Raw genomic sequence first — 24,778 nt, 5'->3', positions numbered from 1 at the left:
GAAGTATATCATGGGATTGTGAATTTATCATGGAGAAAAGAAAGTAACCATCAAAAAGAAGCGCACAGCGGAAGTAGATCCGTTGTGCGCTTGCTTCATTTTGGTGAGGTGTCTGGGGCAACGAATTTGTACCCATGCCCCCGGACGGTTTCGATGATACCAGCGCCCAGTTTGCGCCGGAGCTTGTAGACCATGCTGGAGATCCCTGTCCAGCTGGCGTCAAAAGAGTCCGTGGCAACGGCCTCATAGATTTGGCGGGCAGTGAACACCTGCCCTGGCCGCCGGGCCAGCAGGAGCAGAATGTCGAACTCCATCGGCGTCAGGTCTACCGTCTGGCCGGACTTCCATACCAGCCTGCGCTGCGGGTCGATTTGCAGATTTCCAGCCAATAAAGTAAAAGCAGTGTTTTCTTGAATCTCAATATGCTCTGCCCGAAATGCCCGCACGAGCCGCTGGAGCAAAGCATCTTGTGCCTTTGTTGGATTCGTTATTCGAATAATGACGGTCTTTTCCATCCTGACGCCTCCTTATGAGCCGTCGTGATGTAATAAGGCACGAAAAAGGGCTGCTGCACGACGGCTTTTTTTCTTTTGCCGTCGTCTGGCAGATGATTTCTTATGTGGTTATCATAAATCGGAATTTTGAAGATTTCATAAAGATTTGAAAAAAAGGGCGGCTTTGAGCTGCCCTTAACATCAATATGGAATTGAGATTGTGACCTGTGCGCCGCCAGTTTTTTCGGAATTGCTCAAAATAAGCTGACCTCCGTGTTGAGTAACAATAGAGTTTGCCACATAAAGCCCTATCCCATAATGAGATTTAGAATTTCTGCTTTGATTGTCCATATAAAACTGTTCTGTTGCTCGTTTCAATGCTTCAGAAGAAAAGCCACTTCCCGTATCGGTGATAGAGAATAGTATTGCATTATCTTTTTCATTCACATTAAAGAAAACGGTTCCTTTTGCTGGAGTATATTCTACGGCATTTGAGAGGATATTGACAAAAGCCCTTATCAGTTGTTCCCTGTCCGCAGAGATATATTCCTGATTGAAATTCTGATCCCATTCCAAATGAACATTTTTTACAATGCACAAGCCTTTTGCCTGTGTATGGATTTCCTGCAATAAGGAAGATACTTTCACATTTTGGCGACAAAAAGGAAAATTCTCTTTTGTTTTCGTCATTTCGATCAAGGTTTCAACATAATCCTGCATTTGGATAACGCTGCCCTCGATATAGTCCGTACATTCTTTCTGATTTTCAGCAAGTTCCGTATCATAAAGCAACTCTGCGTTTCCGCGAATGATGGTTAGTGGTGTTTTCAGATCATGGGCCAAAGCCGAAATCTGATCTTGCCGCAATTTATCCGCCTGCCACTGTTCCGCAAGTGACATTCGTAATGCCTGTTTCAAATGTTCCAAAGCATATAAAGCACGGTCTACTTCAAATATACCGCTGCTTTCAATCTTAAAATCCAAATCCTGTTGCTCAATTTTTTGTGTTATGAAAAGCAGCTTGTCGATTTTTTTACCAGTATATTTCCCGAACCAATGGGAAATAAGGAACAAAAGAATGATAACCTCAACAATTATCAATCCGACAAGCAATAGATCAGTTGTCGGACAGATCCGCCGGAGTGTGGCATTACTGAATTGTGAAGTCAAACGGTAGCGCAAAAGAATAACTTCATCTCCACGGTCAATAACCAAAACACGGTATGGGGTAATCCGATCCTTTCCATTTGTGACAGCTTCAACCCAAAAAGTGTTGGCGGTATCTTCTGATAAAGAACCATCCTGAAATACACCCGTAGGAGAATAAACGGCATAGTCGCAAAAGCTGGGGATGTCGGCTTTGTTGAACAATTCATCTGTTTGTATGCTTTCTGCGGCAGCAGCAATCCTATCCTCTATCTGCATAGCGGGGATAATGACCCCAGTGCTTACACAGAGGGAATATAGCCCTAAATTGATGGCGATAATTAAAAGGATGCCGCCAGCAACTGCGAATATATACCGCATGAAGATAGAACGTAGTTTTTTTACTCCCATTTATAGCCCACCCCCCAAACTGTTTCGATAGGGGATAATTTAACAGCAGCCAATTTACCTCGGATATTTTTTATATGGGTGGCAATTACGCTGTCATCACTTTCCCCATCAAAACCAAAAACGGCTTCGTAAATCTGCTCCCTGGAAAAGACCTGACCTCGATGCAGGGCCAGATATTCACAGATTTCATACTCGCTTTTGGTTAAGGGGAGTTTATTCCCATTTACTTCCGCTTCCTTTGCATTGATGTGAAAAAGTATTCCTGAAATAGATACTGCGTATTTCTTTTCTCTGGTATCTCTGCGTAAGTGTGCATTGACACGGGCAAGCAGTTCATTGGTGCCAAAAGGTTTGGTAATGTAATCGTCGCCGCCAATCCCCAACCCACGAACAATGTCGCTTTCCTGCGTTTTTGCGGTCAAGAAAATAATGGGGCAATCTACACGGGAACGAATTTGATTGCACAATTCAAAGCCGTTTACATCAGGCATCATAACATCCAGCAAAATCAAATCGTATCGTCTGAAATCCATATCCAGAACAGCCTTTGCATCTGCTTGAAGTGTTACAATATGAGCGTCTTTTTCAAGAATACGCTTAATCAGTTGCAGCATTGCATTTTCATCATCAACCACTAAGATATTTGCCATGTCGTTCTCTCCCTTCCCTTAGATTTCTATTACAGTGGCCCCAAAAGGCATGAGGGCGAGTTTGGCAATCTTAAAGCATTGCATCCCAAACGGTATGCCGATGATTGTGCAACAAAGCAGAACCCCATTTAGAGCCGCTGATATAGCAAGGGGAATACCGCTTATGACAAGCCATAAAATATTTGCCAAAGTAGACATCGCACCGCCGCCATACTGAATTTCCTTTCCAAAAGGGAAAAAGGCAAGAGATGCAAATTTGAAGCATTGCCGTCCAATCGGTATGCCGATAATAGTTATACACCATAGGATACCCGATATTGTCCATGACAAGCCTTGCCAGAGTCCTCCAAATAAAAACCAAATTACATTTCCTAAACAACCCATATTCGACCACCGAATCAATCATTTGCACATTTTCCGCCATATTTTGAAAACCAAATAAGCAGAATGGCAATAAACAGAACCGTCATACCCAAACACATACCTATCCCCAATTTAAGTTCCGCATTGATGGTTGGCAAAACTTGCAGGACGAATTTAAGCGAAAAATCCGTTAAACGTATCCCAAAACCATACGGCAGTACAAACCACAAGCCGGTGCCTAAGCCTGTTTGAAGAAGTGCAGCCAATAAACTGCCAATAGCGCCTATACCTATGCAGATCGTTCTTCCGAACCGAAAAGCCAGAATGATGTGAACCGCATATAATAAAATATTACTGCTCCACAAAGTCAGAACTGGCAACATAAGGGAAGATACTGGCAAAATCAGTTTGGTTCCTGTCACGGGAAGTACCATAATTAACAGGAATGTACTGAACAATATTGCGAACAAGCCGGCGAAAATAAGCAAGAGGAATTTGGATAAAATGGCCTTGGTTCTGGAACGCAGCACTAAAATATTTTGACAGTGCCCGGCCCGGATTTCCTGCTCTGCGGCAATCTCGCAAACGATACTGATAACAAAAGGATATGCGATAGCAAAAAGCTGAAAAAATACCGCAATTTTATTTATATCACTCACAGCCGCAAAGACCGCATAGAGCAACACAAGTGCTACCCCGGAAATTGGAAATAAAATATGCGCCCCCAAAAACGAGGAATTCCGCAACTTGAAAAAATCGCTTTTTACATAATACCATAACTCAATCATGTTTTCTATCTCCCTTAGCGAATAGCCATGCTGTAAGCCAGAAACACAGTACCGCTAAAACTAAGCTGATCCCAACGACGGGAATGACCGCTCCTGTATTCAAAAGAAAAGAACCGTTTTCAATGGGAATCCCATTAGGGTGCATTTTGAAAAAGGGGCATACAATACGCGCTGGAATAGCAAACGGATTGAGATAAAACAAATTGCTTTCCGCTCCAATCATGGACAAAACAATATTGCAGCCAAAGGAAATCAAAACAGCAATCAGATAATTTGCTTTTTTTGTGAGCCACATAATAAGTGGAAGCTGCCAAATGTAGGTAAGGAACAGCAACATACAGCCACCTAATCCGTTAAGCGGATCAATGTTCATCACAGTAAAAATACCAAAGGCTGTGCAGCCGCCCCACATGACAAGGCTGGTTAAGAAAAGTAATACAGTAACCGCCAGCAGTTTACTGAACCAGACTTTTCTCATGGCAATCGGCAAGCATAAAATGTTCTGATACTGTGTGCGTTTCTCACAGCTAATAATGTTGGCGCACCAAATAGCAATCGTAATTGGCAAGATTAAAGTGTACCACCAATTATAGGCGGTAAGCTGAACAGATTTGCCACTCAAAAAATATCCTAACCCCAAAGTGACAACAGGGGCAGCGATGAATAGCTTTAATGCAAATGTATGACGCATCTTTAATAGTTCGGAGCGGATAAGATGAAACATTAGTTTTTCCCCCTTTCACCATTAGCTGCCACAACACGCATAAAAATTTCTTCCAGATCAGTGTTCTTGTCTATTTTATTTTCATATCCCAATTTTCCAGCAGCAATAATTCCAATGTGATCTGCAATCTGCTCTACCTCGGATAGAATGTGGCTGGACAGAATTACCGTTATCCCATGTGCCGGAAAAGAACAAATAAGTTCCCGTAGTTCTTGAATACCGATAGGGTCTAATCCATTCGTTGGTTCATCCAAAATCAACAATTTGGGAGATGCCAGTAAAGCAAGGGCAATTCCGAGTCTCTGCTTCATGCCTAAAGAGAAATGTCCTGCTTTCTTTTTCCCTGTGTCTGTAAGATCAACGATGTGTAAGACTTCATCAATGCGAGTATTCGGAAGTCCAAGAGCAAGGGTTCGCACTTTTAAATTTTCATAAGCGGTCAAGTTTTCATACAGAGGCGGCATTTCAATCAGTGCGCCAATATCCTGCAAATCGGCACGGCTCCATGCGTGACCGTCCATTTCAATACTGCCGGAACTCGGCTTGAGGATGCCTACTATCATTTTCAGAATAGTAGACTTGCCCGCGCCGTTTGGCCCCAACAAGCCATAGACGGAATTTTTCTGAATGTTCAGCGATACATTATTTACGGCCATCTGCCCTTTGAAGTTTTTGCAGAGGTCAGTTGTTTTCAAAATCATATCCATGCTTTCAAGTCCTTTCTTTGCTTTGCTAAAATGAGAATATCCAAAAATTTTGAAGAAATCATAAAGATATAAAAAATTGAAATAGAAATATTGGACACAATAAGTCCCGTGGCACATTCCAACATTGCTATTTGCGCTCCGTCTACTTTTTTAAAAGGACGCTTAAAAAAGGAAGGTATTTATAATAACAGCCGCAGGCTGGGAAATCCCCAACCTGCGGCCTCGCTGCGGTAAAATTACTCTGCCGCAATCTCCCATTCTTTCAAATTAAACTCGCTCAGCGGATAAATTTCCGAGGCAGATGCCTCAAAGCCAAGCGTAATATCCCCGTTGCTGTTGACGCCCTCCAGGACGCGCTCGGTAGCGCCGTCATCATGGCGCAGCAGCATTCCAGCTTGAATTTCTGTACCATGCTTGTCGTAGTATCTCAGCCGCATTACTTGCCTCCAACAGCCGCCTTATCGTAATAGTGAACATGGACATCGTAATCCCGGGACCGGGTAACCATCCGAATCCAGATATACAGGTAGTCGGTTTCGGAATAAAGGTTGAACTCCGTCGCCACGCTGGTTGCCTGCGCGTACCTGCAGAACCGCCGCATGGTGTCCAGCGTCTTGAAAGCCGGCAGCTTGAACAGGGCGTTCTGGAATTCGTCGATCTCCTTCACCAGCTCCGGCGCCGGCTTTTTTTCAGGCCCATCGTGCCAGGTTGTCCATCACCGATAGCCGTCATAATCCGAGCGGGAGTAAACTACCTCGCTGACAGGCCGGCCAGTAAGCTGCATGGGCGGCGTATTGGTGTGCTGGAATACTTCCTCGAAGGTGCAGGAGGTCTTCAAATAGCAGACACGCTCTTGTGCGGGCGCCGGAAGTCTGCCGCGCTTCACTGCATCCCATTCTGTGAGGGGCAAGGGGGCATGGGCGGCATCCCGAAAGGCCTCATCCATGCCGCAGGCTTCACAGATCTGCACATCCGCATAGCGGCTGAGGGCATTGACCATCAGATGGGCTGCCAGAGGGGCGCCGCACCGCAGGCATTGGGGCGGCTCTGCGGCATCGCCATTTGCGTACAGCTTTCTGTCCTTGCACCAGGCCGCTTCTAACAAGTCCTTGGGATATAATTTGATCTTCATGCTTTAGCACTCCTTCTTCTGGATTTCTTTTTTGCCGCCTTCTGGCGGACTTCGGTTGTTTCTTTGAATGTCTGAGCAAGGGACGGGTCATGCCTTGCGTCACTTTTCCTGCGGCGTTCTTCAGACCAGGGCATATAAACAGGTAATTCGTCTTGATACAGAGCCAGCAGGTCAGACGCCATATCTTCCCGGCGGCGATACAGACTGCTCCGCGCAATATTGGTGTCACAGTCTGTGATGGTGGTTCGCAGCATGATCCCGCGCTGCTCAAAGGTAAAGCGCCGGTGATGTGCCGGATCTTCGGCCTCGATCCGCAGCGGGGGCGTGTCATTGGAATTTTGCAGCCTGCGCCACCCGCTATAATCGGTGTAGTGGAAATCCGGAATGTGGTTTGCCAGCCGCCGAAGTGCCTGATAGAGCCGCTCATATTGCCGGCCGAGTTCTCCCTTTAAGCGCCGTGCATAGTAGGTATAGCCGTCTGGGTCCAGCTTTTTCAGCTTTTTGGCATTGAAGAGGTATTCCACATATTCCACGCCGTCCTCCATCTGGACCTGGCCGGTGCGTTCCCCCAGGCCATTGCGCTTGATCCAGGCATAAAAGCGTTTGCCGGTGGATTTGGTATTGATAAATCCACAATCCTTGGGACACAGGCCGCCCAGATTGACCGTGAGGCTGTCCCAGAATACCAACTGGCCGAAGCTTTCCTGATAGAGTTTGATGGCGAAATTGCCCTCCGGATAGGTGGCAATCTTGATGGTCAGGGCATATTCCGTTCCTTTCATGTTAAATGGTATTGGTTTCATGATTTCCCCCAGAACGAAGACCAGCAGGCCGCAAAGCGCAGCCTGCCGGTCCTTGTGATAAGCCTGCCGTCGAGGGCAGGGTGGAGGAGGCGTTCAGAACGCCCCCGTTTTCTTTGAAGTCTAAAATGGTATTGGGGCATTGCTTGCTGGCCCTTTTGATGCAATCATCAGGCCGCATCAACAGTGCTTTCAAAAAAGCGGAACCCCGGGACACCCATCCTTTACTTTGCCAATGCGGCATAGACTTCTTTGTACTTCATGCGCTGCACCTCCCCGCTGCGGGAGGCCCGCCGTCAGAAGCATCGTCTGTCAGGCCGAGTTTCCAGCACAGGGCAAGAACCTCGGAATCAGAAACACGATAGAGCTGCCGCTTGGCGTACTTGGGACGAAAGCAGAAAATGCCATTATCAAACAGGAATTTCCCGTCCTTACTGCCATAGGTGCAGCTGCAGCCCGCCAGCAGACATTTCATCCGGTCAGCATCTTTTTCGATCTTCTCATGGTCGTACCAGATGCTGTACTGGACGGCAACATCCAGATTGCGGTTTTTCCGGCAGCGGTGTTCCAGAAATTGCAGCAGCCGCCAGCAGACCTCGGCACGCTTTTCCACAGTCTGGTTCTCGTTGAAGTTCAATGTAAAGTAGGAATAATCCCGTCCGGACAGGCCACAGCCATGAAGCGTATTGCTGAAATCATTGCACCAGAAGAAGAGATCCCACTGACAGCTCCCGAAAGGCGCCGGCTCGGTATCCTCATACTGATAGCAGACGAAATTTTGGGCGATGGCGTCCATAACGGGCTCCATAATAGAATTTCGTACCTCAGCAGCCATAACCAGGGCTTGGCCCTCATCAGCCGCTGTATGCGCACGGCGGTTGGCTTTCTTCTGTTCTTCCGTATAGACAAATTGAAAGCGCACGGAATGAACATCGTACATAGCGTAGCCCCGTTCGACCCATTCCGGTCCTGAAGGCGAAATATAGGACTTGTCATGCCATAAGTTCATATTTATCTCTCCCTTGTGGTAATGGTTAAAATTCTCTCCATCCGGTTGTTTTTCCGGTCTTGTTGTGCCGTGCCATGATCAGGCGGGTAGTCGGTGCTGAGGGCTGTACCACCAATTCCCCTTGCTTGTAGGCAGCTTCGGCTGTTTCCAGCGCATGGGAAAGGTCATAAGCCTCCACGGGAAACTCCTGAACGATCTGTTCTTCAATCGTTACGGTGTATTTCCTCAGCATTGGGTGAGATGGTTTTTTCTTCATATTCGACTCCTTTATAAAGAAAGGGACCGGCAGACCGCAGCGGTACGGTTTGTCGATCCCTTTGTAATGATGCCCTCTGCCTATTTGGCAGAGCATTTGGCTGGCGCAGGAAAGCTAAGGCTGTGAAGCCTCCAAATCCTCGGATTTGAGTACACGGCCCTGTTTCTCCCGCAGCTGGGCAATATGTGCCTTCCATTCCTTTCGGGCCTGTTCTGCGCGTTGCAGTTCCACGACCTGTTGCTCCGGTGTGAGAGCGGAAAACTCATATTCCCGTTTGTCAGATTCTAAATCACGAATGACCTTCCGCATAATGGCGAGCGCCATTTCAGAGATGGTGGGAGGATGGTTTTCTATTGCTTCTCTGCCACGGCGGAACAGATCTAAATAGGCATGATACTGCGCCTCGGTGATGAAATCCCAGCCGTAAGCATCCTGAATTTCCGCCTCGCTGTGGTACTGCATGGCGGCTTCAAAGTCAGCTTGTCTTGCGGCGGTCTCTTTATCGATTCTCCGCTGCAGTTTGGCGGATATGCGCTCCATGTCTTTAAGGACCAGGGAGCAGGCCTCCGCCTCCCGCAAATAGCCGTGAGCCTCGCTGCTCAAGTATTTTTGCGGCCGCTTCATGCCGCTTCCTCAGACGGCGCAGGCACCTCATAAATAATCTGCACAGGAATCAGTTCTCCGGGGCGGATATGCTCCGCAAGCTGCCATTCCCCGTTCCGCAAGACCTGTGAAGTGACATCATTATAGATCTCCGGGGGAGTGTGGTAGTCATTCATACACTCCGTAGGAACATACAGGCAGAAAAGCGGCAGGCTGAACACATGCAGGCTCTGCAAAACTACTTCACGGAGCTGCCTTGCCAGTGCCGCGATCTCATCCATGTCCTGTCGCTCAAAGGCGGCCTCGGAGATCTTTTTCAGGTACGGAGTATCTTTGATTGCCTCATTTATGTATTTCACGGCCTCGTCGCCGTAGTGGCTCTTGACGCGGATACCACCGAGGGAAATGTACTGAGTGTATGCGGTGGCAGTCTTACAGATGTTATCTTTCAGGTCTTTGAATGGCTTTGCGTATTTCGCTTTCAGATCTTCCATCGAAACGACCTCCAGGTTGCGCCGGAGCGTATCCAGATGGAATTCCAGGTCTTCACGCAGCTTCTTTTCTTTTTCGTCCATGTAGTCAAACCTCCATTCTATTATAATTTATGTGTCACAGCGTCAGCAGGAGCTATGTTCTGCGGATTGCTGGCGAATCTCTTTCAGCAGAGTGCGTGCCACATCGGACACCGCCTGCCAGTAAGCTTCACCGTAGGCGCAGCTGTGTTCCAGTTGGTTGGCGATCCGCTGCGGCAAATCGGGAGAACGCAGCAGTGCTTCTTTCTGTGTATCAGAGAGCTCTTGAAAATCGTCACGGTTCTCAATATGCTCCCTGAAATCATCCCGCAGGCATTCTGCGCGGTACAATTCTGCCGTGCTGCGGCAAAATGCAGGGGAAAGAGGCAGCGCCCGCTGTTCCAGCGCAATCGAAAAATGGTTCTCACAGTATTCGCCGTCCAGATAGCACTCATAGCTGTTGTCAGACTCTTCTTCGACGAATTGGCTGCTTTCTTTCCAGCGTGGAATGCTTCCAACCAGAAATTCTTCTCGAAGGTCATTGTGAAATTGATGTAGGGCATCGGTGCGCTCCGTGAAGATCGCTTCATAGGAACCATACTCCCCATCGGTAGCCCAGTGGACGACGACTATATAGAGCGTCCCTGCGGGATATACCTGGGCCGGATGCTCAAGGGGAACAATCATTTCAGGCCCCATAATGACCATATCCAGGCCCAGATCCTCGATGTGTTTCTGCTCATGGTAAAGCTGTGAAAAGGTCTGCTCCAGCGCAAGACGGTCCGCAGAGAGCACCGGTGCTTCAAACGCGCAGTAGATGTCCGGCGTGTCGTTGTCCGTCTCCCGGTCATCCTCGGTGCGAATTTCAAGGATATTTCCGAAGAGCCCTGCGTAATCGCTCGCTTCATTGGCGACGATGCGCCCGCCTACTTTGTAGCAGACGCCCTCATGCCAAAATTCTTCTCCAGGCTTCTTGTAAATCATTTCATTCTCTCCTTTGATGTGCGGGTCCAGAGCAGCAGCTTGAACCCGCCTATAGATTGCTGTCACCCGCGCCGGAAGTGGCGGCACCGCTCATGCACATAGCGATGCATGGCAGCAAAAGTGCGGTACGCCTGCAGCCTGCCAGCTTGAGGGTCAGGCCGCCAGCGGAATCGGCTGGAAGTGCCGCCTTTGGGGGCTTTTTTAATCATCATCGTCTTCTTCCCAAGGGGAGTCTGTGTCATCTGCATCAGCGTCCTTTCCTGAAATCAAGCATTTGGCATCCGGTTCATAATTGCTGTGGGGAGTGGGGCCGCCTATCGGGTCGGAGCCTGAACGGTATCCTAAAACGGTGAATGTGTTCCAGCGCCCACAATGGGGGCAGGCAATCTGGCCCATATAACTACGGTTAATCTGTTCCTGGGTAACAGCTCCAGGTTCAGGGCAGCATTCCATGCGCACAAAGACAATGTTCGCAGCGTCCCAAACCTCTGGCCGGTATCTTTTGTTGAAGGGCAAGTATCCGACCCACTGGGGATTATCAAAGATCCGGCTCGTATGGAGCTGCAGGGCTTCTTTGCGTATTTCAGCAGCGGAGTCTCCGGTGAAATTGTGTTCCGTACACCACTGAATCAGTTGTTTCAGCAGATCTGTTTCGCCGGCTCGCTCAATGACGGCCTCTGCCAACTGGCACCAGTCATGTTCTTCGATCTCTCCCAGTTTTGTTTTTGCGCCGCGCCACGGAAAATACTTTTTATCCCGGCCGGCGCCGGTGCTGTTGCAATGGAACACCCCATATTGCCAGCGGATGTCCTCAAATGTAATGGTAGAGAGATCTCTGCCGCCGGGTAGTTTATAGTCCCCATGCTTCATATCCACCGGTCCTCAGTCGGCGCCACAGATGACGGTAATTCTCCGCTTAAAACCGAGGGGAATACTGCGCTCCATAGCCTCAGCGGGATCGGCTGGTGGTCTATTTCCCGCAACGCTTCGTCCATCCAGCACTTTTCGCAGATATATACATGAGCATATCGGCTCAATGAGTTTAAGAAAAAGTACCTGCCGGTATAGAGCTCATGAAGGCCGCATCTTGGGCATAGGGTCTGTTGCTCCGATTCCTGAAGCGGTAAAAGGCACTCAAGGATTTTTTTGATTTCATCTTCGGAAATGTTCATGCTGCATCCTCCTTTGACTGTCCTATTCACACCAGTTCGGCCGGCGCCGGTATAAGGTCAGGCCATTGATGTGGTGGCTCTCTTTGTCATTGGTGACCCGGATGAATCCCTTTTTATAGGCCACCACTTTGACTTTCTCGTTCATTTCAAGGCAAAACACCCATTCTCCATTCATTTTTCTGAGTTCCTGCGTTGTAAGAGGAAGTTCAGCAGCATTATTGCCTTCAGGCCACGCGAGTCCGGCCATCAGCATCTGCATCGCAGTCCGGTAACCGGATTCAAAGGCCTGCTCGGTAACGGCGCCGTGCTGCTCCCCAACAGCGAGCTGATATGCCTCAAACGCTTTTAAAGCCGCCGGAGATTGCTGCAGGACATCCCGCAGGGCCGCTTCGGCTGCGGAAACCGCCTGATTCAGTTCCTTCTGCCCGCTGCTCTGCTTCTTGAACACACTCGGCTCATAGTCGCCGTAGTAGAGATCATGCAGAAAATTGGGATCAGGGGCGATACCCTGCGGCGGGGCAGTTTCCGTGTGGGCAAGGCCGTCGGCAATGCATTCCAGAGCCTTGATGAGATGAGGCAGCTGGGCGTCAAAAAAGCGGCGGCCGCATATCGTTTCGTGAAAATTCAAAGATTGCACCTCCTGTCAATGAAAAGCCCGCCGGCGGCATATGAGCTGCGGCGGCTGTTGATTCAGGCTCCGATGGGGCATGGTTTCTTTCTGGATCAGTCGAAACAATCGTCCTGCATAGCCTTTTCACAGGCCAGAGCCAGGCCATCCAGCAGTTGCGGAACAGCCTCCATATACTGGGCCGTAATGCCCAAAGCATCAAGCGTTTCCTGCACATCGCCGGTATAACTGTACTCATGGTTCTCCAACTCCTGGAGGAACATATCACAGATAAAACCTTGCCCGGTTTTGTCGCCAGCAATGGCATTTTCCAGTTCTTTTCGGTGTCGGGTGAACATTTCATTCAGTTTTGCGACATCGCTTTTACGGCAGTAGCCGCCTCCAAAAATGCTGCATACCTGGCGGGTATCCGAGGGGGACAGGCCCAGCTTGCGCATCCCTTCAGCAAACTGCTGTTTATTAAAAGCGAAGAACATGGGAAATGCGTTTACTTCCGCCTGCTGGCGGTTGCGCATCTCCTGGTATTGATTGGTACTCATGCGGCACTCCTTTCTTCCGGTACGCCTGTTGCCAGAGAAATTACCCTCCATTCCTCCGGCCGGCGCTGGTTTTGGCAGACCTTTTCTAAAATTTCATATTTTCCGCAGATAGCGTACTGTATCCAGCATCGACATGGGCGGCCGCCGGTTCCCTGCGCTGAAAAGTGTTCCAGTGCATACAGCATAGGCGCCGCCTCAGTCCAGAAGCGCCGGCTGACGAAGATCATGCAGCAGGCTGCGGTTGTTCTGTTCATACTGGGGCAGGAACGGCTGATCCAGGTCGAAGTTGTAGTAGTGATAGAACAGGATCTTGAACACAGATGCCCGGCGCAGTTCCTCTGGTATGCGGCGCATCAGCTTGCCGATTTCCGGGATGGCCCGGTACTGCTGCTTCAGGAATTCCTTATCTTCCCGGGAGAAGTTGTAGTACAGCCAGTCTTTGACAAGTACCTTCCCGCCGTTGAAGTGATACTGCTGGTTATCATCAAAACAGAGGCAGTATTCAAAATCCCGGCCGCGCTCACCGGGCCCCGCCGAAAATGGGTAAAGGCGGCAGGTTCGAGGACGGGCGGCATAGATATTACACTGGTTGCCCTGAAGAAAAACACAGGATGCTTCTGCTCCAACTGTTTTGAGTGTGTAAATGGGATACCCTTCATCGGTGAGCGGTGTGGGCTCGCAGTATTGGAGAAGCACATCATCCGTACTGCTGACACCGCAATGCTGCTCTCGAAGGTGTTTTGCCATTCGGTAGGCGTCCAGGCTTTCCACCATGACGCAGCCCTCGATGCGGCGGCAGCAATGGCCACATTGGCTGCACTGGTATGTGACAGACTCCTTGGCGCTTACGGAAACAGCAAGGGTTTTGGATTGTTCCATACATTCCTCCATAAAAAAGGCCGCGGCAGACAAGTGCGCCTGCCACGGCCGGGACCTATGGGGCATTACCCCTTATTATTTTGACTTCTCTACGCGCACGCGGCCAGAACCGTCGGGAGCGGGCTGGCGGCCGCCAGCGGGAAAGGGTCCATCGAAAGGAAGTAGTTGGAGTTGAGCGTTTCAAAATGCACCAGATCCCCGGACTGCTGATGGATCGCCACAACGGGCGAGGTCCGGTAGTCGGAGCCGTTGGCACGCAGGAAGGCGCAGTGGCCGAGAACCAGCGGGCACAAAAGCATTCCGTGCATTACAATGGATTTTTTCGATTTCGTCATAATAATCAGCCTCCATTCATTTTTGACATTGGCCTGCCAGGGACGACAGGCATTTACTCATAGCACAACTCCAGAAACACCGCGCGGACCTCTTCCAGAAGCTCCTTGATGCGTTTCATGGGGAGTTTTTCACGGCTGGCGATCTCACGGATGCCGTAGCCGCAGCCCTTCATGCGGACGATGTTCATTTGCTGCCTGGAAACACGGCCAGCCAGGTCATGAAGCAGCTGCTTCATCTCAAATTCCTGCATCAGATCATCCTGCGCCGGCAGCAGTTCCTCCAGGGGCACGCCGTCCGGGTACAGACCGATGTGAATGCTGAGGATTTCAGCGTTGCGCTTTTTACGGGCCAGCGTCTTAAAATGGTTTGACAGATTACGGGACATTGCTCTCCAGGCAATCGTGGCAAAAGAATACTGACGCAACACTTCTCTGGAAAAATAATCTTGGACGGCTTTCAAATAGCCAAAGATGACCACATCATAAAACTCGTCTTCCGGAAGATGGTTGTCGTTCAAGAATCTATAGACCAGGCCGTGATGTTCAGCGGCAAACTCCTGTTGCTCCTTTGTTAACGGTACTTCACATAACATATATATTTCCTCCAGTCTAAAGCAAAAAAGGGATACCCCCGGCGTAGGCCGAAGGTATCCCTTGATGACATGTCATGCGGCTGAGGCCGCAACAAAACTCATTACGCGGGCAGCTTCTCGTAGTTGCCGTCGATCTCACCGACTACGTAGCTTCCATCGGGGCTGCCGGGCGCTGTAGCGGACTCCGGGATCACATAGTCACAGTCGTTGGTACGCTGCTCCTCGTTGATCAGCGCCCGCTGGATGTTGATGGCCTTGATCTGCTCCTTAAAGCCATTGGCATAGGCGCGGATCTGAGCCAGTTCCTCGCCCTCAAAGTCGCGTAAAAGGCGGAAGGTGGCAACGCTGTAGTCGTTGCTGCCGTTGTTCTCCTTCTTGAGCCCGATCTGGATCAGGCTGCCATAGGTGGCGCGCCGGCGGTAGACAAAGGCCCGGTTCAGGAACTCCTTGAACGGCTTGATGCTGGTAGGCGGCAGAGAAATCAGCAGAGGCATGTATTCGCCGCTGCGCAGCAGGTAGATGTCCCGCATATTCTTGCAGGCCTTGCCGCGGCCGCCGTCTCTGGCCGAACCGTATGCGTTCATCGGGCAGGTGGCGCAGGCGCCGCCCGGCTCACCGATGCCGGTCTTGCCGTCCACGGAAGAGCAGAGCGGCTTGGTGTCCTCATCATACTCGCTGCCTTCCGGCCACAGGGTATAAGCAGAATGATTGTAGAGCACGACACCCTCCAGAGTCCGGGCATAGTCCGGATTGTCGGGGTCTTCCGTGGGGATCTCGAACTGCAGGGCGCCGCCGGCGGGAATTTTCACCCGCTGGAAACTCATCATCTGCAGACCGTCCGCATCCTCCGCAATCTCATCGCTGCTGAAATCACCCTCCACCATCGCAGGGAGCAGGAAAGTGTTCCGCTCAGGAGTGTTCATCATAGAAGTGTTCTGTTCGTACATAGTTCGTTCCTCCTTAAAATTGGATGGTTGGCCACTCAGGCGGCCAGCTGATTGATACGGCTCCACTGCCTTGCCGGCATGGAGAGAATGTTGTAGCCGATGCCCTCAAGCGCGGTTGCTCGGTCATAGTCCGGGACATCCTGGCTGTGGCGGGTCACCGCATTGGATAAACCATAGAGCGTCAGGTCGTTGCCCTCGATCAGCCGCTGCAGCACACCGGAGCTTTCCTCATCAGTGATGTGGAAGTCCCTGCTGACCAGCTTGACAATGCCGGGGACATCGGTGGTATTCATGCGGGCCTCCTTGGCCTCCCGCATCATGTTGATTACACGGGTAAAGCGCACCTCGTCTACCACAGCTCGCACCGTGTCCTGGATCTTCATGGCAAAGGCTTTGTCATCGGCCTCCAGCGTCTTTTCCGAATACAGCTGATAGTTCTCCGAAGCCTCATTGACGCGGCCCACATGGTTGCGGCGCGTCTGGGCATCGTTTACTACCATACCGTTACTGCACACCAGCCGGTAGACCAGCGGCTGGATGTTCACCGAACCGAGGCCCACCTCGCTGTTGCTGATGATAATGCCGGACTGAACGATGTCGCCCGGCACGACCTCGGCCTCCAGGCGGGTGTTGACTACCTTGATATACATGCGGCTTTCCGTGAGCTGGCAGCTCTCAAAGTGCATTCCCTCCATATCCTGCAGGACGGGAAGGACGATGCTCGCAATATCAAGGTTGTCAATGCGCCGGTAGCGGTTGCTCAAAAATGCCCGTGCCGTACCCTCAATGGTGCGGATCATACGGACAGAGGGCTCCCGCTGGAACCAGGCGTTCACATTCTGCGCCAGCAGCTGGGGATATTCCTCCAGCATCTTGTCATAGTAGGCTGCCGGGATCTTCAGGTGTGTGCCGATCTGCCGGTGGGCAATGGAATTGACCTCCAGCGGTTCAAGCGCCGGGACACCGGACTGGTCATAGGCGTTGAGGTACAGCTTCGAGTCAAAAGGCTCCAGACGAAGGCTGCGGGTGTCCAGCATATAGTCGGCTTTCAAATCAGCCTGGCGCTGGATCTCCTTTGCCATGTCTACAAGACTGATCCCTGATTTCATTGTGATTTCACTCCCCTCTCTGGGTGATGGCGGTCACCAGGAGACCTGGATGCCCTGCGCCGTGGTTTCAGCCGACAGGCCCTTGCTTTCAAACACTTCCACCAAGCGGGGCCAGTAGACCTTCGCGGGAAAGTTCGCAAGATGTTCCTGCGGCACCAGTTCATCGTCCTGCTGGATACAGATGTCGCCGTTTTCCCGCAGCGTGAGCTTGCTGTGTCCACGGGAATTCAGGTCGGCGATCAGCGTTTCCATGACTTCGCGCCCGCAGTTTTCATACCAGATGCGCGGATCAATGGGCTGCTTGTTGGGCGGGATATTGGCCTCATCGCCCTGTTCTGTGCCAGCCTTGGACAGAGGCACGATTTTGAGCAGGTCACACTGAATGGTCGCGTCCTGCCCGAATGTGATGTCTGCATGGTCGAATCCATCTACATTGTGAAGCCGGATGCGCCCGGTGCCATTGGTGCGGATCAGCTCTGCCGGCCGCTTCTCACACCACTCAAAGCAGGCATCAGAATACGACGAGCGCAGATAGGCCAGAATCCGGTGGTTGGCATAGCGGAGCAGCAGGTCTTCTGAAACAGGTTCCTCCAGTTCCGGGACCTGGAATGTGCTCTGTGCAATGCCTTCAGAGTGTAGCCGGCGCTCTCTCTGCTGGCGCTGCCGGCGGCGTTTGGCCTGCTGCATATACGGGAGCAGGAGGATCAGAACGACCCAAAGCCCCCAAAGGGTGAATACCCCAATCAGCAGCCACGCCTGCCACGGCCCGCGCACCAGAGCCATGATGGCGATGACAGCACCGATCAAGATGGTGATACTGCCGCTCAAAAGTCCCTTGTCATTACTCATTTTCTTACCGTCCTTCCTTTAGATTTTTGCCTGAAAACAAAAAAAGAGGGACCGCACCAAGCTTCAGATCATTCTGAAAACTTGATACGGTCCCTCTTGGATGCCGGGAGCTATTCCGGCAGGGGTTCACGGTCGCCGTTCATCACCTCGGGAGGTGACGGAACAGGCGCCGCGTCGTCAGGGTCATGCTGTCCACTTTTGGATTTTGCTTTGGAGGACTGCCCGGGGAGAAATCCAAAGTCCGTCAGCCATATTTTCAGCTTCTTGACTGTGGTTCCGTCCTTTTGGCGAACATCCACCAGTTTTTGCGATCCGGTGAGCCAGATCATGCTTCCCTTTTTGACCTTGAGCCGCATGAGCCGGGTAACATCGTCACCGCGGGCCCATACCTGATAGTAGTCCGGCGGGGTGTTGCCGGAACGCTCCATCAGGTCGAAACAGACATATTGCTGTTTTGACTGGCCCTCTTTCGGGACAAGCTCGTGCATGACTCGGCCAAATACAACGATTTGTGCCATAACACTTCCTTTCTTCGCCGTTGGCGTTCATATCTATATATAAAAAGTGCCAGCAGATACCAGCCCCGAAAGGGCGCGGCAATACCACTGACACTTGATACAGCATACAACCTTGACTGCGTGTGCAATGCAGATTTTTAATCTGCGGTACAGAAGCTTAGTCTGTATCCCACATGGGGAACGCACAAAAATCAATTACAAAGTAAGTGTAACACTATATCTTGTATTTGTCAAGCGGTAAAATACTATATATAGATATTTGAGCAAGGCGAATCACAATATATGGTTCATGTAGCGGTAGTAATCATCCAGCAGATAGAATCTGAGTGTACGGGCTGCCGGCGTCCCGTAGCCGAATGTCAGACCATAGAGATTGCCTGTCCCATCCACGCCGAGTGGACCGAGCCAGCGGGCAGCGGTGTTGCCGTTGAGATACCAGAGCTGAATGTCCCGGTAATCATCTTCACTGACAAGCCCGGAAGAAGCCAGACGATAAGCGTCTTCCTCTTCGATCATGGAGTGGGAAAGAAAATGGCGGTAGAGCTCGTCCGACAGCCCAAGAGCCTGCTGGTAGATCAGGGGATTGGGGTGATCCAGCCACCAGCGGGTAATATCTTCAAAGGTGTGCAGACGCGGTTTGGGATCGAGGGCCCGGAAACGCCGGATGAAATCTTTGATTTCTTCCGGGGCGGCCGGCGGCGGGAGCGGGATCTCACGCACTTCGTCATCCAAAAAGCCGAAAGCAAGCTGCTCGCCGGTTTCATCCTCCAGCAAGAGCGAGGTGCGGGACAGCGGTGAAACCAGGAAATGCTCCATCGCAAAGCTTTCGTCCAGAAAACGCTGGATCTTGTATTGCTCAATGGTGTGGGGCTTATACATTGGGGTGGACCTCCTTTTAAGTATTCCGCCTATTAAATAGGGAGAAATAGCGCAAATTCTGCAGTGCATCAAGAATTTTCGCTTTTTCTTTAATGTTGAGTTGAATATCATGGCTATTCGTTGACGGCTGTTTCCTATGAGTTGTATAATAGTCAATGCCATGGCTGAAAAAGTTCAACCGATGGCTATGATTCACCAAGCAGCAGAGATAATCTTCTTTTTAAATCAATCTGATATTTTACAAAGAGAAATCATTTGCTATAATGCTAAAGGAATTCTCTGTTTGAGGTATAAAGGATGGAACGAATCTTAGTGGTAGAGGATGACCTGGCTTTGAGCACAGGTCTTTGCTTTGAGCTGGACAATGCAGGATATTTGACCGTGGCCGCATATAACTGCACCAAGGCGCGGTATCTATTGGAACACGAAAACTTTTCTTTGGCACTTCTTGATGTGAACCTGCCGGATGGAAATGGATTTGATTTGTGTCTGGAAATCAAGGCTGCACGGCCGGAACTGCCTGTCATTTTCCTCACGGCCAATGATCTTGAAACAGATGTGCTGAACGGTTTTGATATGGGGGCCGAGGACTATGTGACCAAGCCCTTTAATATGCAGATTTTGCTGCGCCGGGTGGAAGTGGCCCTTCGCCGGGCGGGCAGCGCCACGGCTGCGCCTGCCGCGGACAAATGGAGCGACGGCTGGCTGACACTGGATTTTTCGGCCCTGACCGCGGTGCGGGGGACAGAAAAGCTGGCGATCACCCCCAATGAGTACAAGCTGCTGAAAACCCTCACTGCCCATGCCGGGCAGATCTTGACCCGCCAGCAGCTGCTGGACCGCCTGTGGGACAGCGGCGGCAATTTCATCGATGACCACACCCTGACCGTCACCATGAACCGGCTGCGGGCCAAGATCGAGGATGACGCCCATCCCTATATCAAAACTGTACGGGGCATGGGCTACATCTGGACAGGAGGAAAGGCATGAAACATCGCAGCATGACGGTCCTGCGCGCCGGGATGTTCCTGCTCTCGGCGGCACTGTTTGTGTCGTTGGTCTGGCTGTTGTGGCAGACGATCCCCTGGGCGGCGGTGCGCTGGGGCATCCTGGGGCTGTGCGCCGCCATCTTTGCCGTGGTGGGCCTGTGGGCCTGGTATCAGCGGCGGCAGGTCAGTCTGTTTGCCGACGATTTGTGCGAGACGCTGGACGCCCTGATGTCCGGCCGGACGGTGGAGGGCTACCAGCCCTACGAGGACAGCCTGACTGCCAAGGTGCAGGGCAAGCTGATGCAGTATTTTGACATCATGAACGAGGGCAAGCGCCAGAGCCAGCGGGACAAGGAGACCATCCAGAGCCTGGTCAGCGATATTTCCCATCAGGTCAAGACGCCCATTGCCAACATCAAGATGTTCACCGGCATCCTGCGGGGCCACGATCTCCCTGCCGAAAAGCGGGCGGAGTTTCTGGCCACGATGGACGGGCAGATCGACAAGCTGGATTTCCTGATGCAGTCTCTCATCAAAATGTCCCGGCTGGAGACGGGTACTTTTACCCTTCATGTGGAGGAAGCCCGTCTCTCCGACACCATCGCCCAGGCCATGAGCACCGTCTGGGCCAAGGCGGAGTCCAAGGGGATCGACCTGTCGGCGGAATGCAATTCGGCCATCACGGTGCAGCACGACCCCAAATGGACGGCGGAGGCCATCGGCAACATCCTGGACAACGCCGTGAAATATACGCCGTCCGGCGGCAAAGTGGCGGTGACCGTGCGGCCCTGGCAGTTTTACACCCGGGTGGACATCACCGACACTGGCATGGGCATCCCGGAGGAGCACTACAACGATGTGTTCCAGCGGTTCTACCGTGCCCAGGAGGCGGCCGGGCAGGAAGGCGTCGGCCTGGGGCTGTATCTGGCCAACGGCATCATCACCCGGCAGAAGGGGTATATCAGTGTGAAGTCGAAAGTGGGAGAGGGAACCACCTTCTCAGTTTATTTATTGAGTTGACAGGAGGGATGGAACTATGTTCACAGACGGAAGGAGTAAAAAGGTTATTTTCATTGCTCATTGCTTGTTGAACCAAAATGCCATCTCGGACGGTACCGCAGTCTATCCGGCCGCCTTTCAGGAACTGATTCAGAGACTGCTGGAGCAGGATGTGGGAATCGTCCAGATGCCATGCCCGGAATTATGCTGTCTGGGTTTGGATCGTGGTGATCCAGCAGGCGCTGCACGCCCCGTTGTAGAGGAGAACACACGGATTCGAGGCGAGATGGAGAAAGCCGAGACTCACACTCGACTGATGTCCCTGGTTGAGCAGGTGATGTGGCAGATTACGGAATATCGCCGACACGGCTTTAAGATATTGGGAATCATTGGAGCCAATCGCTCTCCTAACTGTGGTGTGGATACCACATCAGACCATAACGCAGAAACGCCTGGACGAGGGCGATTTATGGAGGAGCTGCACAAGAGACTTCAGGCGGCTGGCATGGAACTGCCCATGGTGGGATTGAAAGCCTCGGACTGCCTGGAAGACAAGCTATCTACGCTGTTTCCCATCGAGAAGTAAATCGCAGAAAAACGCAAGGAGCGAGACATCCACCTATGAATATCGTAACCGTACATAACCTGAAGAAATATTTTGGTAAAGGAGAAAACCAGGTCAAGGCCCTGGACGGCATTGATCTGGAGATTGAAAAAGGCAAGTTCACCGCCATCATCGGTGCCTCCGGCTCCGGCAAGACCACCCTGCTGAACATGATCGGCGGCATGGACATCCCGGATGAGGGGGAAGTCATTGTGGATGGCGTGAACCTGCGGGGGCTGAAAGAAAAGGAGCTGGCGGTGTTCCGCCGCAGCAAGGTGGGCTTCGTGTACCAGAACTTCAATCTGGTATCCACTTTAACAGTTAAGGAGAACATCCTGTTCCCCCTGAGCCTGGCAGGCAGCACCCCGGACCCGGTATTCTTTGACGAGATCGTAGAACTGCTGCACCTCAAAGAGCGGCTGAATGCCTATCCGGGCGAACTTTCCGGCGGCGGTCAGCAGCGGGTGGCCATCGCCCGTGCGCTGATTGCCAAACCGTCCATCCTGCTGGCCGACGAGCCCACCGGCAATCTGGACAGCAAAACCGGCCAGAATGTGCTGGGCCTGCTGAAGCTGTCGGTGGAGACCTACCGCCAGACCCTGGTGATGATCACCCATAACCTGGAACTGGCGCAGATGGCCGACCGGGTCGTCCGTATTGAGGACGGGCGCATCCGCGTGTAAGGAGGTCCGGCCATGCTTGCAAACAACAACCTGAAAGTCTGCTGGACGCTGGTGCGGCGGGATTTCCGCTTTCACCGGGTCAAAAATGCAGTGTTGGCTCTGGCGGTGGCGCTGGTCACCGGCCTGTACGCCTTTGTGTTCCTGCTGGGCGGGGCGGTGGAGGATGCGTTCCTGCTCAACTACCAGTACACCTACGGCTCCACCAGTCATATTCTTTACAGCGGCCTGACCGAACATCAGGCCGATTTGCTCGCCCAGCATCCCAATATCAAAAGCTCCGTCCGATTGAGTACCATCGGCACCCTCTCTGACCCGATGATGGGCCAGCGACTGGTAAAGCTGGCGGTGACCGATCAGGACTATGCCGAAACCGTCCTGTCCGTCCCTACCACCGGCCGTCTGCCCCAGCAACCCGGCGAGATCGCCCTGGATGAGTTTACAATGGGGTCGCTGGGTATTCTGAAGGAAATCGGTGCGCCGGTGACGCTGCAATGGACGGATACCGGGGGACAGCTCCATACGGACGAATTTACCCTGTGCGGCTGGTGGGCCAGTCCCACCAACTTCACCGAAGCCTGTGCCTGGATCACAGCGGAAACCGCCCGGACGCTGGTGCCGGATTATGACAGCGAGAACGCCGCCAACCTCACCCTGGGCGTCACCCTGCACCAGCCCCGTGACCTGGAGACCCAGGCGGCTCAGATTTTGACCGACCAGGGCCTGCCGGAACTGTCCTTTACCACGAATCTCTCCTACAACGACGCCCGGATGGATCTGGCCGACCAGCAGGCCCGTCCCTACTATGCCCCGGCGCTGCTGGTGCTGGTGTGCGGTTTTCTCATGATTTTTGCCATCGTGCAGGTCACCGCCGAGCAGGACCGGGCCTATTTTGCCGGGCTGAAGGCCCTCGGCCTGTCGCCCCGGCAGCTGCGGCGGTATCTGCTGGAAAAGGGCGTCGCTGTGACGGCGCTGGGCCTGATTCCCGGCTTTCTGATTGGATTCCTGCTGAACCTCGCCATCACGCCCAAGGTGGTGGTGGGCATGGAGCAAAACCCGGCCCTCTACTTTTTGAGCTGGCAGCCCTTCGCCCTGGCGGCAGTGTGTGCTCTGGGCACCACACTTCTGTCCTATCTGCTGCCCACCCTGCGGCTGGCCCGGCTGACGCCCGCCCAGACCCTTCGCCTGAATGCGCCCCAGCCCTCCCACGGCAGCAGAGCCAAAAACGGAATGGTCACATTGCCGCGCCTGGCCCTGCGCACCCTGGGCCGGAGCAAGGGCCGCATGGTCCTGTCAGTGGTCATCCTGCTGGCGGCGGTGCTGCTGCTCACGGACATCCGGCTGCAATATGTGAGCTTACAGGAAGATCTGTACCTGGCGGCGTTTTCTCCCTGGGATTATTCCATTGCCGATGCCTCGGCGGCCACGTCCTATCAGCGGTACAATGAGCAGAACCAGGGCATCACCCAGCTCATGGCGGGCGGCGGCATCATCCTGCTGGGTACTACCCTGATCCCTCTGCTGAGCGGCCTGTTTTAAGGTAACGGCTTATGGGATTTCTCACCGACTGGCTGACCGACTGGCTCAAAAGCCTGCTCATTGAAGGCATTTTAGGCAATCTGAGCGGCCTTTTTGATACGGTAAATGCCCGAGTCGGGGAGATTGCGGGAGAGGTGGGAACAACTCCGGCGGCATGGAACGCCGGAGTTTTCTCCCTCATTCGCCAGATTTCCGAAACGGTAATTTTACCGATTGCCGGGTTAGTCCTAACCTATGTGGCGGTGTACGAGCTCATTCAAATGCTCATAGACCGCAATAATTTACACGACATCGACACTTGGATGTTTTTCAAGTGGATTTTCAAAACGGCGGCGGCCATCCTGATCCTCTCCAACACATTCAATATCGTCAACGCGATTTTTGATGTGTCGCAGAGCGTGATTGCAAGCTCGGCGGGGGTGATCCAGGGCTCCACGGATATTTCGCCGGATATGCTGGCGGATTTGGAGGCCACGCTGGAGACAATGGGGCTGGGTTCCCTTTTGGGCCTGTGGCTCCAGTCGATCTTTATCGGCTTTACCATGACCGCACTGAATATCGTGATTTTCGTTCTGATTTATGGCCGTATGCTGGAAATCTATATGCTGACCAGTTTAGCGCCCATCCCAGTGGCTACCCTGTCCAACCGTGAAATGGGGAGCATGGGGCAGAATTATCTGAGGTCCCTGTTCGCCATCGGTTTCCAGGGGCTTTTGATCCTGCTGTGCGTGGGCATCTATGCGGTGCTCATTCAAGGGATCGCCACAGGCGGAGATCCCATCGGCGCAATATGGGGAGCTGTGGGCTATACAGTTCTGCTCTGCTTTATGTTGTTCAAAACCGGAACGATTTCAAAAAGCATCTTTAATGCCGGGTAATTAGTTATGCCGATAAATATGTGATGAAGCCTGTAAAATCGCCATGCTAAACAAAAAGTATC

General features: G+C 52.1%; 34 protein-coding genes and 2 pseudogenes. 7 read left to right on the top strand and 29 right to left on the bottom strand.

Annotation, left to right across the window (positions count from 1 at the left end):
- Nucleotides 1-95: 95 nt before the first annotated feature.
- The 29 genes from FGQ85_RS08165 to FGQ85_RS08030 form a co-directional block, all read right to left on the bottom strand.
- Nucleotides 96-515, bottom strand: a complete 420-nt coding sequence (locus FGQ85_RS08165) for a winged helix-turn-helix domain-containing protein (protein ID WP_138373185.1) — start codon at nt 513-515, stop codon at nt 96-98.
- A gap of 180 nt (nt 516-695) precedes the next feature.
- Nucleotides 696-2,051 carry a sensor histidine kinase gene (locus tag FGQ85_RS08160; RefSeq protein WP_138373184.1) on the bottom strand — a complete coding sequence of 452 codons (1,356 nt, stop codon included), beginning with the start codon at nt 2,049-2,051 and terminating at the stop codon, nt 696-698.
- A complete protein-coding gene (locus FGQ85_RS08155; protein ID WP_138373183.1) occupies nt 2,042-2,701 on the bottom strand; it encodes a response regulator transcription factor in 660 nt (219 codons plus the stop codon). The genes FGQ85_RS08160 and FGQ85_RS08155 overlap by 10 nt, the downstream gene beginning before the upstream one ends.
- Before the next feature lie 18 nt (nt 2,702-2,719).
- Complete coding sequence (locus FGQ85_RS08150; RefSeq protein ID WP_077138627.1) at nt 2,720-3,085, bottom strand: YccF domain-containing protein; 366 nt, start codon at nt 3,083-3,085, stop codon at nt 2,720-2,722.
- 14 nt (nt 3,086-3,099) lie between these two features.
- The gene (locus FGQ85_RS08145) at nt 3,100-3,852 is read right to left on the bottom strand and encodes a lantibiotic immunity ABC transporter MutG family permease subunit (protein WP_138373182.1); all 753 of its coding nucleotides are present in this window, start codon (nt 3,850-3,852) and stop codon (nt 3,100-3,102) included.
- Nucleotides 3,845-4,576 (bottom strand): lantibiotic immunity ABC transporter MutE/EpiE family permease subunit, encoded by a 732-nt coding sequence (locus FGQ85_RS08140; RefSeq protein WP_138373181.1) that lies wholly within the window; start codon nt 4,574-4,576, stop codon nt 3,845-3,847. The genes FGQ85_RS08145 and FGQ85_RS08140 overlap by 8 nt, the downstream gene beginning before the upstream one ends.
- A complete protein-coding gene (locus tag FGQ85_RS08135; RefSeq protein ID WP_138373180.1) occupies nt 4,576-5,283 on the bottom strand; it encodes a lantibiotic protection ABC transporter ATP-binding protein in 708 nt (235 codons plus the stop codon). The genes FGQ85_RS08140 and FGQ85_RS08135 overlap by 1 nt, the downstream gene beginning before the upstream one ends.
- 236 nt (nt 5,284-5,519) lie before the next feature.
- Nucleotides 5,520-5,720: a hypothetical protein gene (locus FGQ85_RS08130; protein WP_243128515.1), complete on the bottom strand. Its 201-nt coding sequence runs from the start codon at nt 5,718-5,720 to the stop codon at nt 5,520-5,522.
- A complete protein-coding gene (locus FGQ85_RS18790; protein WP_243128514.1) occupies nt 5,720-5,950 on the bottom strand; it encodes a hypothetical protein in 231 nt (76 codons plus the stop codon). Before FGQ85_RS18790 ends, FGQ85_RS08130 begins: the two co-directional genes overlap by 1 nt.
- Nucleotides 5,951-5,998: 48 nt before the next feature.
- Nucleotides 5,999-6,415 (bottom strand): hypothetical protein, encoded by a 417-nt coding sequence (locus tag FGQ85_RS18785; protein ID WP_243128513.1) that lies wholly within the window; start codon nt 6,413-6,415, stop codon nt 5,999-6,001.
- Complete coding sequence (locus FGQ85_RS08120; RefSeq protein ID WP_138373179.1) at nt 6,412-7,218, bottom strand: DUF4313 domain-containing protein; 807 nt, start codon at nt 7,216-7,218, stop codon at nt 6,412-6,414. Before FGQ85_RS08120 ends, FGQ85_RS18785 begins: the two co-directional genes overlap by 4 nt.
- 256 nt (nt 7,219-7,474) lie before the next feature.
- Nucleotides 7,475-8,224 carry a hypothetical protein gene (locus tag FGQ85_RS08115; protein WP_138373178.1) on the bottom strand — a complete coding sequence of 250 codons (750 nt, stop codon included), beginning with the start codon at nt 8,222-8,224 and terminating at the stop codon, nt 7,475-7,477.
- A gap of 25 nt (nt 8,225-8,249) precedes the next feature.
- Nucleotides 8,250-8,480, bottom strand: a complete 231-nt coding sequence (locus FGQ85_RS08110; protein WP_087221820.1) for a hypothetical protein — start codon at nt 8,478-8,480, stop codon at nt 8,250-8,252.
- Nucleotides 8,481-8,594: 114 nt separating this feature from the next.
- Nucleotides 8,595-9,104 carry an adenylosuccinate lyase gene (locus FGQ85_RS08105; RefSeq protein WP_138373177.1) on the bottom strand — a complete coding sequence of 170 codons (510 nt, stop codon included), beginning with the start codon at nt 9,102-9,104 and terminating at the stop codon, nt 8,595-8,597.
- On the bottom strand, nt 9,101-9,658 hold the full coding sequence (locus tag FGQ85_RS08100) for a decarboxylase (RefSeq protein ID WP_087235899.1): 558 nt from the start codon (nt 9,656-9,658) through the stop codon (nt 9,101-9,103). The genes FGQ85_RS08105 and FGQ85_RS08100 overlap by 4 nt, the downstream gene beginning before the upstream one ends.
- Before the next feature lie 42 nt (nt 9,659-9,700).
- Nucleotides 9,701-10,579: a hypothetical protein gene (locus tag FGQ85_RS08095; RefSeq protein ID WP_138373176.1), complete on the bottom strand. Its 879-nt coding sequence runs from the start codon at nt 10,577-10,579 to the stop codon at nt 9,701-9,703.
- A 201-nt stretch (nt 10,580-10,780) separates the two neighbouring features.
- Entirely contained in the window at nt 10,781-11,449 is a 669-nt protein-coding gene (locus tag FGQ85_RS08090) for a hypothetical protein (protein ID WP_138373175.1), read from the bottom strand.
- Nucleotides 11,446-11,751 carry a hypothetical protein gene (locus tag FGQ85_RS08085; protein ID WP_138373174.1) on the bottom strand — a complete coding sequence of 102 codons (306 nt, stop codon included), beginning with the start codon at nt 11,749-11,751 and terminating at the stop codon, nt 11,446-11,448. Before FGQ85_RS08085 ends, FGQ85_RS08090 begins: the two co-directional genes overlap by 4 nt.
- Nucleotides 11,752-11,773: 22 nt before the next feature.
- Nucleotides 11,774-12,379, bottom strand: coding sequence for a DUF6809 family protein (locus FGQ85_RS08080; RefSeq protein WP_138373173.1), 606 nt, complete (start codon nt 12,377-12,379; stop codon nt 11,774-11,776).
- 95 nt (nt 12,380-12,474) lie between these two features.
- Nucleotides 12,475-12,918 (bottom strand): hypothetical protein, encoded by a 444-nt coding sequence (locus FGQ85_RS08075; RefSeq protein WP_138373172.1) that lies wholly within the window; start codon nt 12,916-12,918, stop codon nt 12,475-12,477.
- Entirely contained in the window at nt 12,915-13,103 is a 189-nt protein-coding gene (locus FGQ85_RS08070; protein WP_138373171.1) for a hypothetical protein, read from the bottom strand. Before FGQ85_RS08070 ends, FGQ85_RS08075 begins: the two co-directional genes overlap by 4 nt.
- A gap of 10 nt (nt 13,104-13,113) precedes the next feature.
- The gene (locus FGQ85_RS08065; RefSeq protein ID WP_138373170.1) at nt 13,114-13,797 is read right to left on the bottom strand and encodes a YkgJ family cysteine cluster protein; all 684 of its coding nucleotides are present in this window, start codon (nt 13,795-13,797) and stop codon (nt 13,114-13,116) included.
- Nucleotides 13,798-13,886: 89 nt separating this feature from the next.
- Nucleotides 13,887-14,132, bottom strand: a complete 246-nt coding sequence (locus tag FGQ85_RS08060) for a hypothetical protein (RefSeq protein ID WP_087235906.1) — start codon at nt 14,130-14,132, stop codon at nt 13,887-13,889.
- Between the two features lie 53 nt (nt 14,133-14,185).
- The gene (locus FGQ85_RS08055; protein ID WP_138373169.1) at nt 14,186-14,725 is read right to left on the bottom strand and encodes a sigma-70 family RNA polymerase sigma factor; all 540 of its coding nucleotides are present in this window, start codon (nt 14,723-14,725) and stop codon (nt 14,186-14,188) included.
- 101 nt (nt 14,726-14,826) lie between these two features.
- Nucleotides 14,827-15,672 carry a hypothetical protein gene (locus FGQ85_RS08050; RefSeq protein WP_138373168.1) on the bottom strand — a complete coding sequence of 282 codons (846 nt, stop codon included), beginning with the start codon at nt 15,670-15,672 and terminating at the stop codon, nt 14,827-14,829.
- Between the two features lie 35 nt (nt 15,673-15,707).
- Nucleotides 15,708-16,781, bottom strand: coding sequence for a DUF932 domain-containing protein (locus FGQ85_RS08045; RefSeq protein ID WP_138373167.1), 1,074 nt, complete (start codon nt 16,779-16,781; stop codon nt 15,708-15,710).
- 33 nt (nt 16,782-16,814) lie between these two features.
- On the bottom strand, nt 16,815-17,630 hold the full coding sequence (locus FGQ85_RS08040) for a hypothetical protein (protein ID WP_138373166.1): 816 nt from the start codon (nt 17,628-17,630) through the stop codon (nt 16,815-16,817).
- 110 nt (nt 17,631-17,740) lie between these two features.
- The gene (locus FGQ85_RS08035; RefSeq protein WP_138373165.1) at nt 17,741-18,148 is read right to left on the bottom strand and encodes a single-stranded DNA-binding protein; all 408 of its coding nucleotides are present in this window, start codon (nt 18,146-18,148) and stop codon (nt 17,741-17,743) included.
- Nucleotides 18,149-18,421: 273 nt separating this feature from the next.
- Nucleotides 18,422-19,027, bottom strand: a complete 606-nt coding sequence (locus FGQ85_RS08030) for a hypothetical protein (protein WP_138373164.1) — start codon at nt 19,025-19,027, stop codon at nt 18,422-18,424.
- A gap of 297 nt (nt 19,028-19,324) precedes the next feature.
- Here FGQ85_RS08030 and FGQ85_RS08025 point away from each other — a divergent pair, with 297 nt between their 5' ends.
- The 7 genes and pseudogenes from FGQ85_RS08025 to FGQ85_RS08000 all read left to right on the top strand — a co-directional run bounded on the left by FGQ85_RS08025 (nt 19,325) and on the right by FGQ85_RS08000 (nt 24,716).
- Entirely contained in the window at nt 19,325-20,017 is a 693-nt protein-coding gene (locus FGQ85_RS08025; protein ID WP_138373163.1) for a response regulator transcription factor, read from the top strand.
- On the top strand, nt 20,014-21,036 hold the full coding sequence (locus FGQ85_RS08020) for a HAMP domain-containing sensor histidine kinase (RefSeq protein ID WP_138373162.1): 1,023 nt from the start codon (nt 20,014-20,016) through the stop codon (nt 21,034-21,036). The genes FGQ85_RS08025 and FGQ85_RS08020 overlap by 4 nt, the downstream gene beginning before the upstream one ends.
- Before the next feature lie 16 nt (nt 21,037-21,052).
- The gene (locus FGQ85_RS08015) at nt 21,053-21,601 is read left to right on the top strand and encodes a CD3072 family TudS-related putative desulfidase (RefSeq protein WP_138373161.1); all 549 of its coding nucleotides are present in this window, start codon (nt 21,053-21,055) and stop codon (nt 21,599-21,601) included.
- Between the two features lie 35 nt (nt 21,602-21,636).
- Nucleotides 21,637-22,302, top strand: a complete 666-nt coding sequence (locus FGQ85_RS08010) for an ABC transporter ATP-binding protein (protein WP_138373160.1) — start codon at nt 21,637-21,639, stop codon at nt 22,300-22,302.
- A gap of 12 nt (nt 22,303-22,314) precedes the next feature.
- Nucleotides 22,315-23,457 (top strand): annotated as a pseudogene (locus FGQ85_RS19155) (ABC transporter permease); the annotation flags it as partial.
- A gap of 291 nt (nt 23,458-23,748) precedes the next feature.
- Nucleotides 23,749-23,838 (top strand): annotated as a pseudogene (locus tag FGQ85_RS18775) (Maff2 family protein); the annotation flags it as partial.
- Between the two features lie 11 nt (nt 23,839-23,849).
- Nucleotides 23,850-24,716: a VirB6/TrbL-like conjugal transfer protein, CD1112 family gene (locus FGQ85_RS08000; protein ID WP_138373159.1), complete on the top strand. Its 867-nt coding sequence runs from the start codon at nt 23,850-23,852 to the stop codon at nt 24,714-24,716.
- The last annotated feature ends 62 nt before the right edge of the window (nt 24,717-24,778 follow it).

Origin of the sequence: Pseudoflavonifractor sp. BSD2780061688st1 E11, from assembly GCF_005844125.1 — a bacterium.
Taxonomy (GTDB): domain Bacteria; phylum Bacillota; class Clostridia; order Lachnospirales; family Lachnospiraceae; genus Sellimonas; species Sellimonas catena.
Note: the sequence above shows the minus strand (reverse complement) of the source record. Positions and strands in the feature narration are given on the sequence as shown.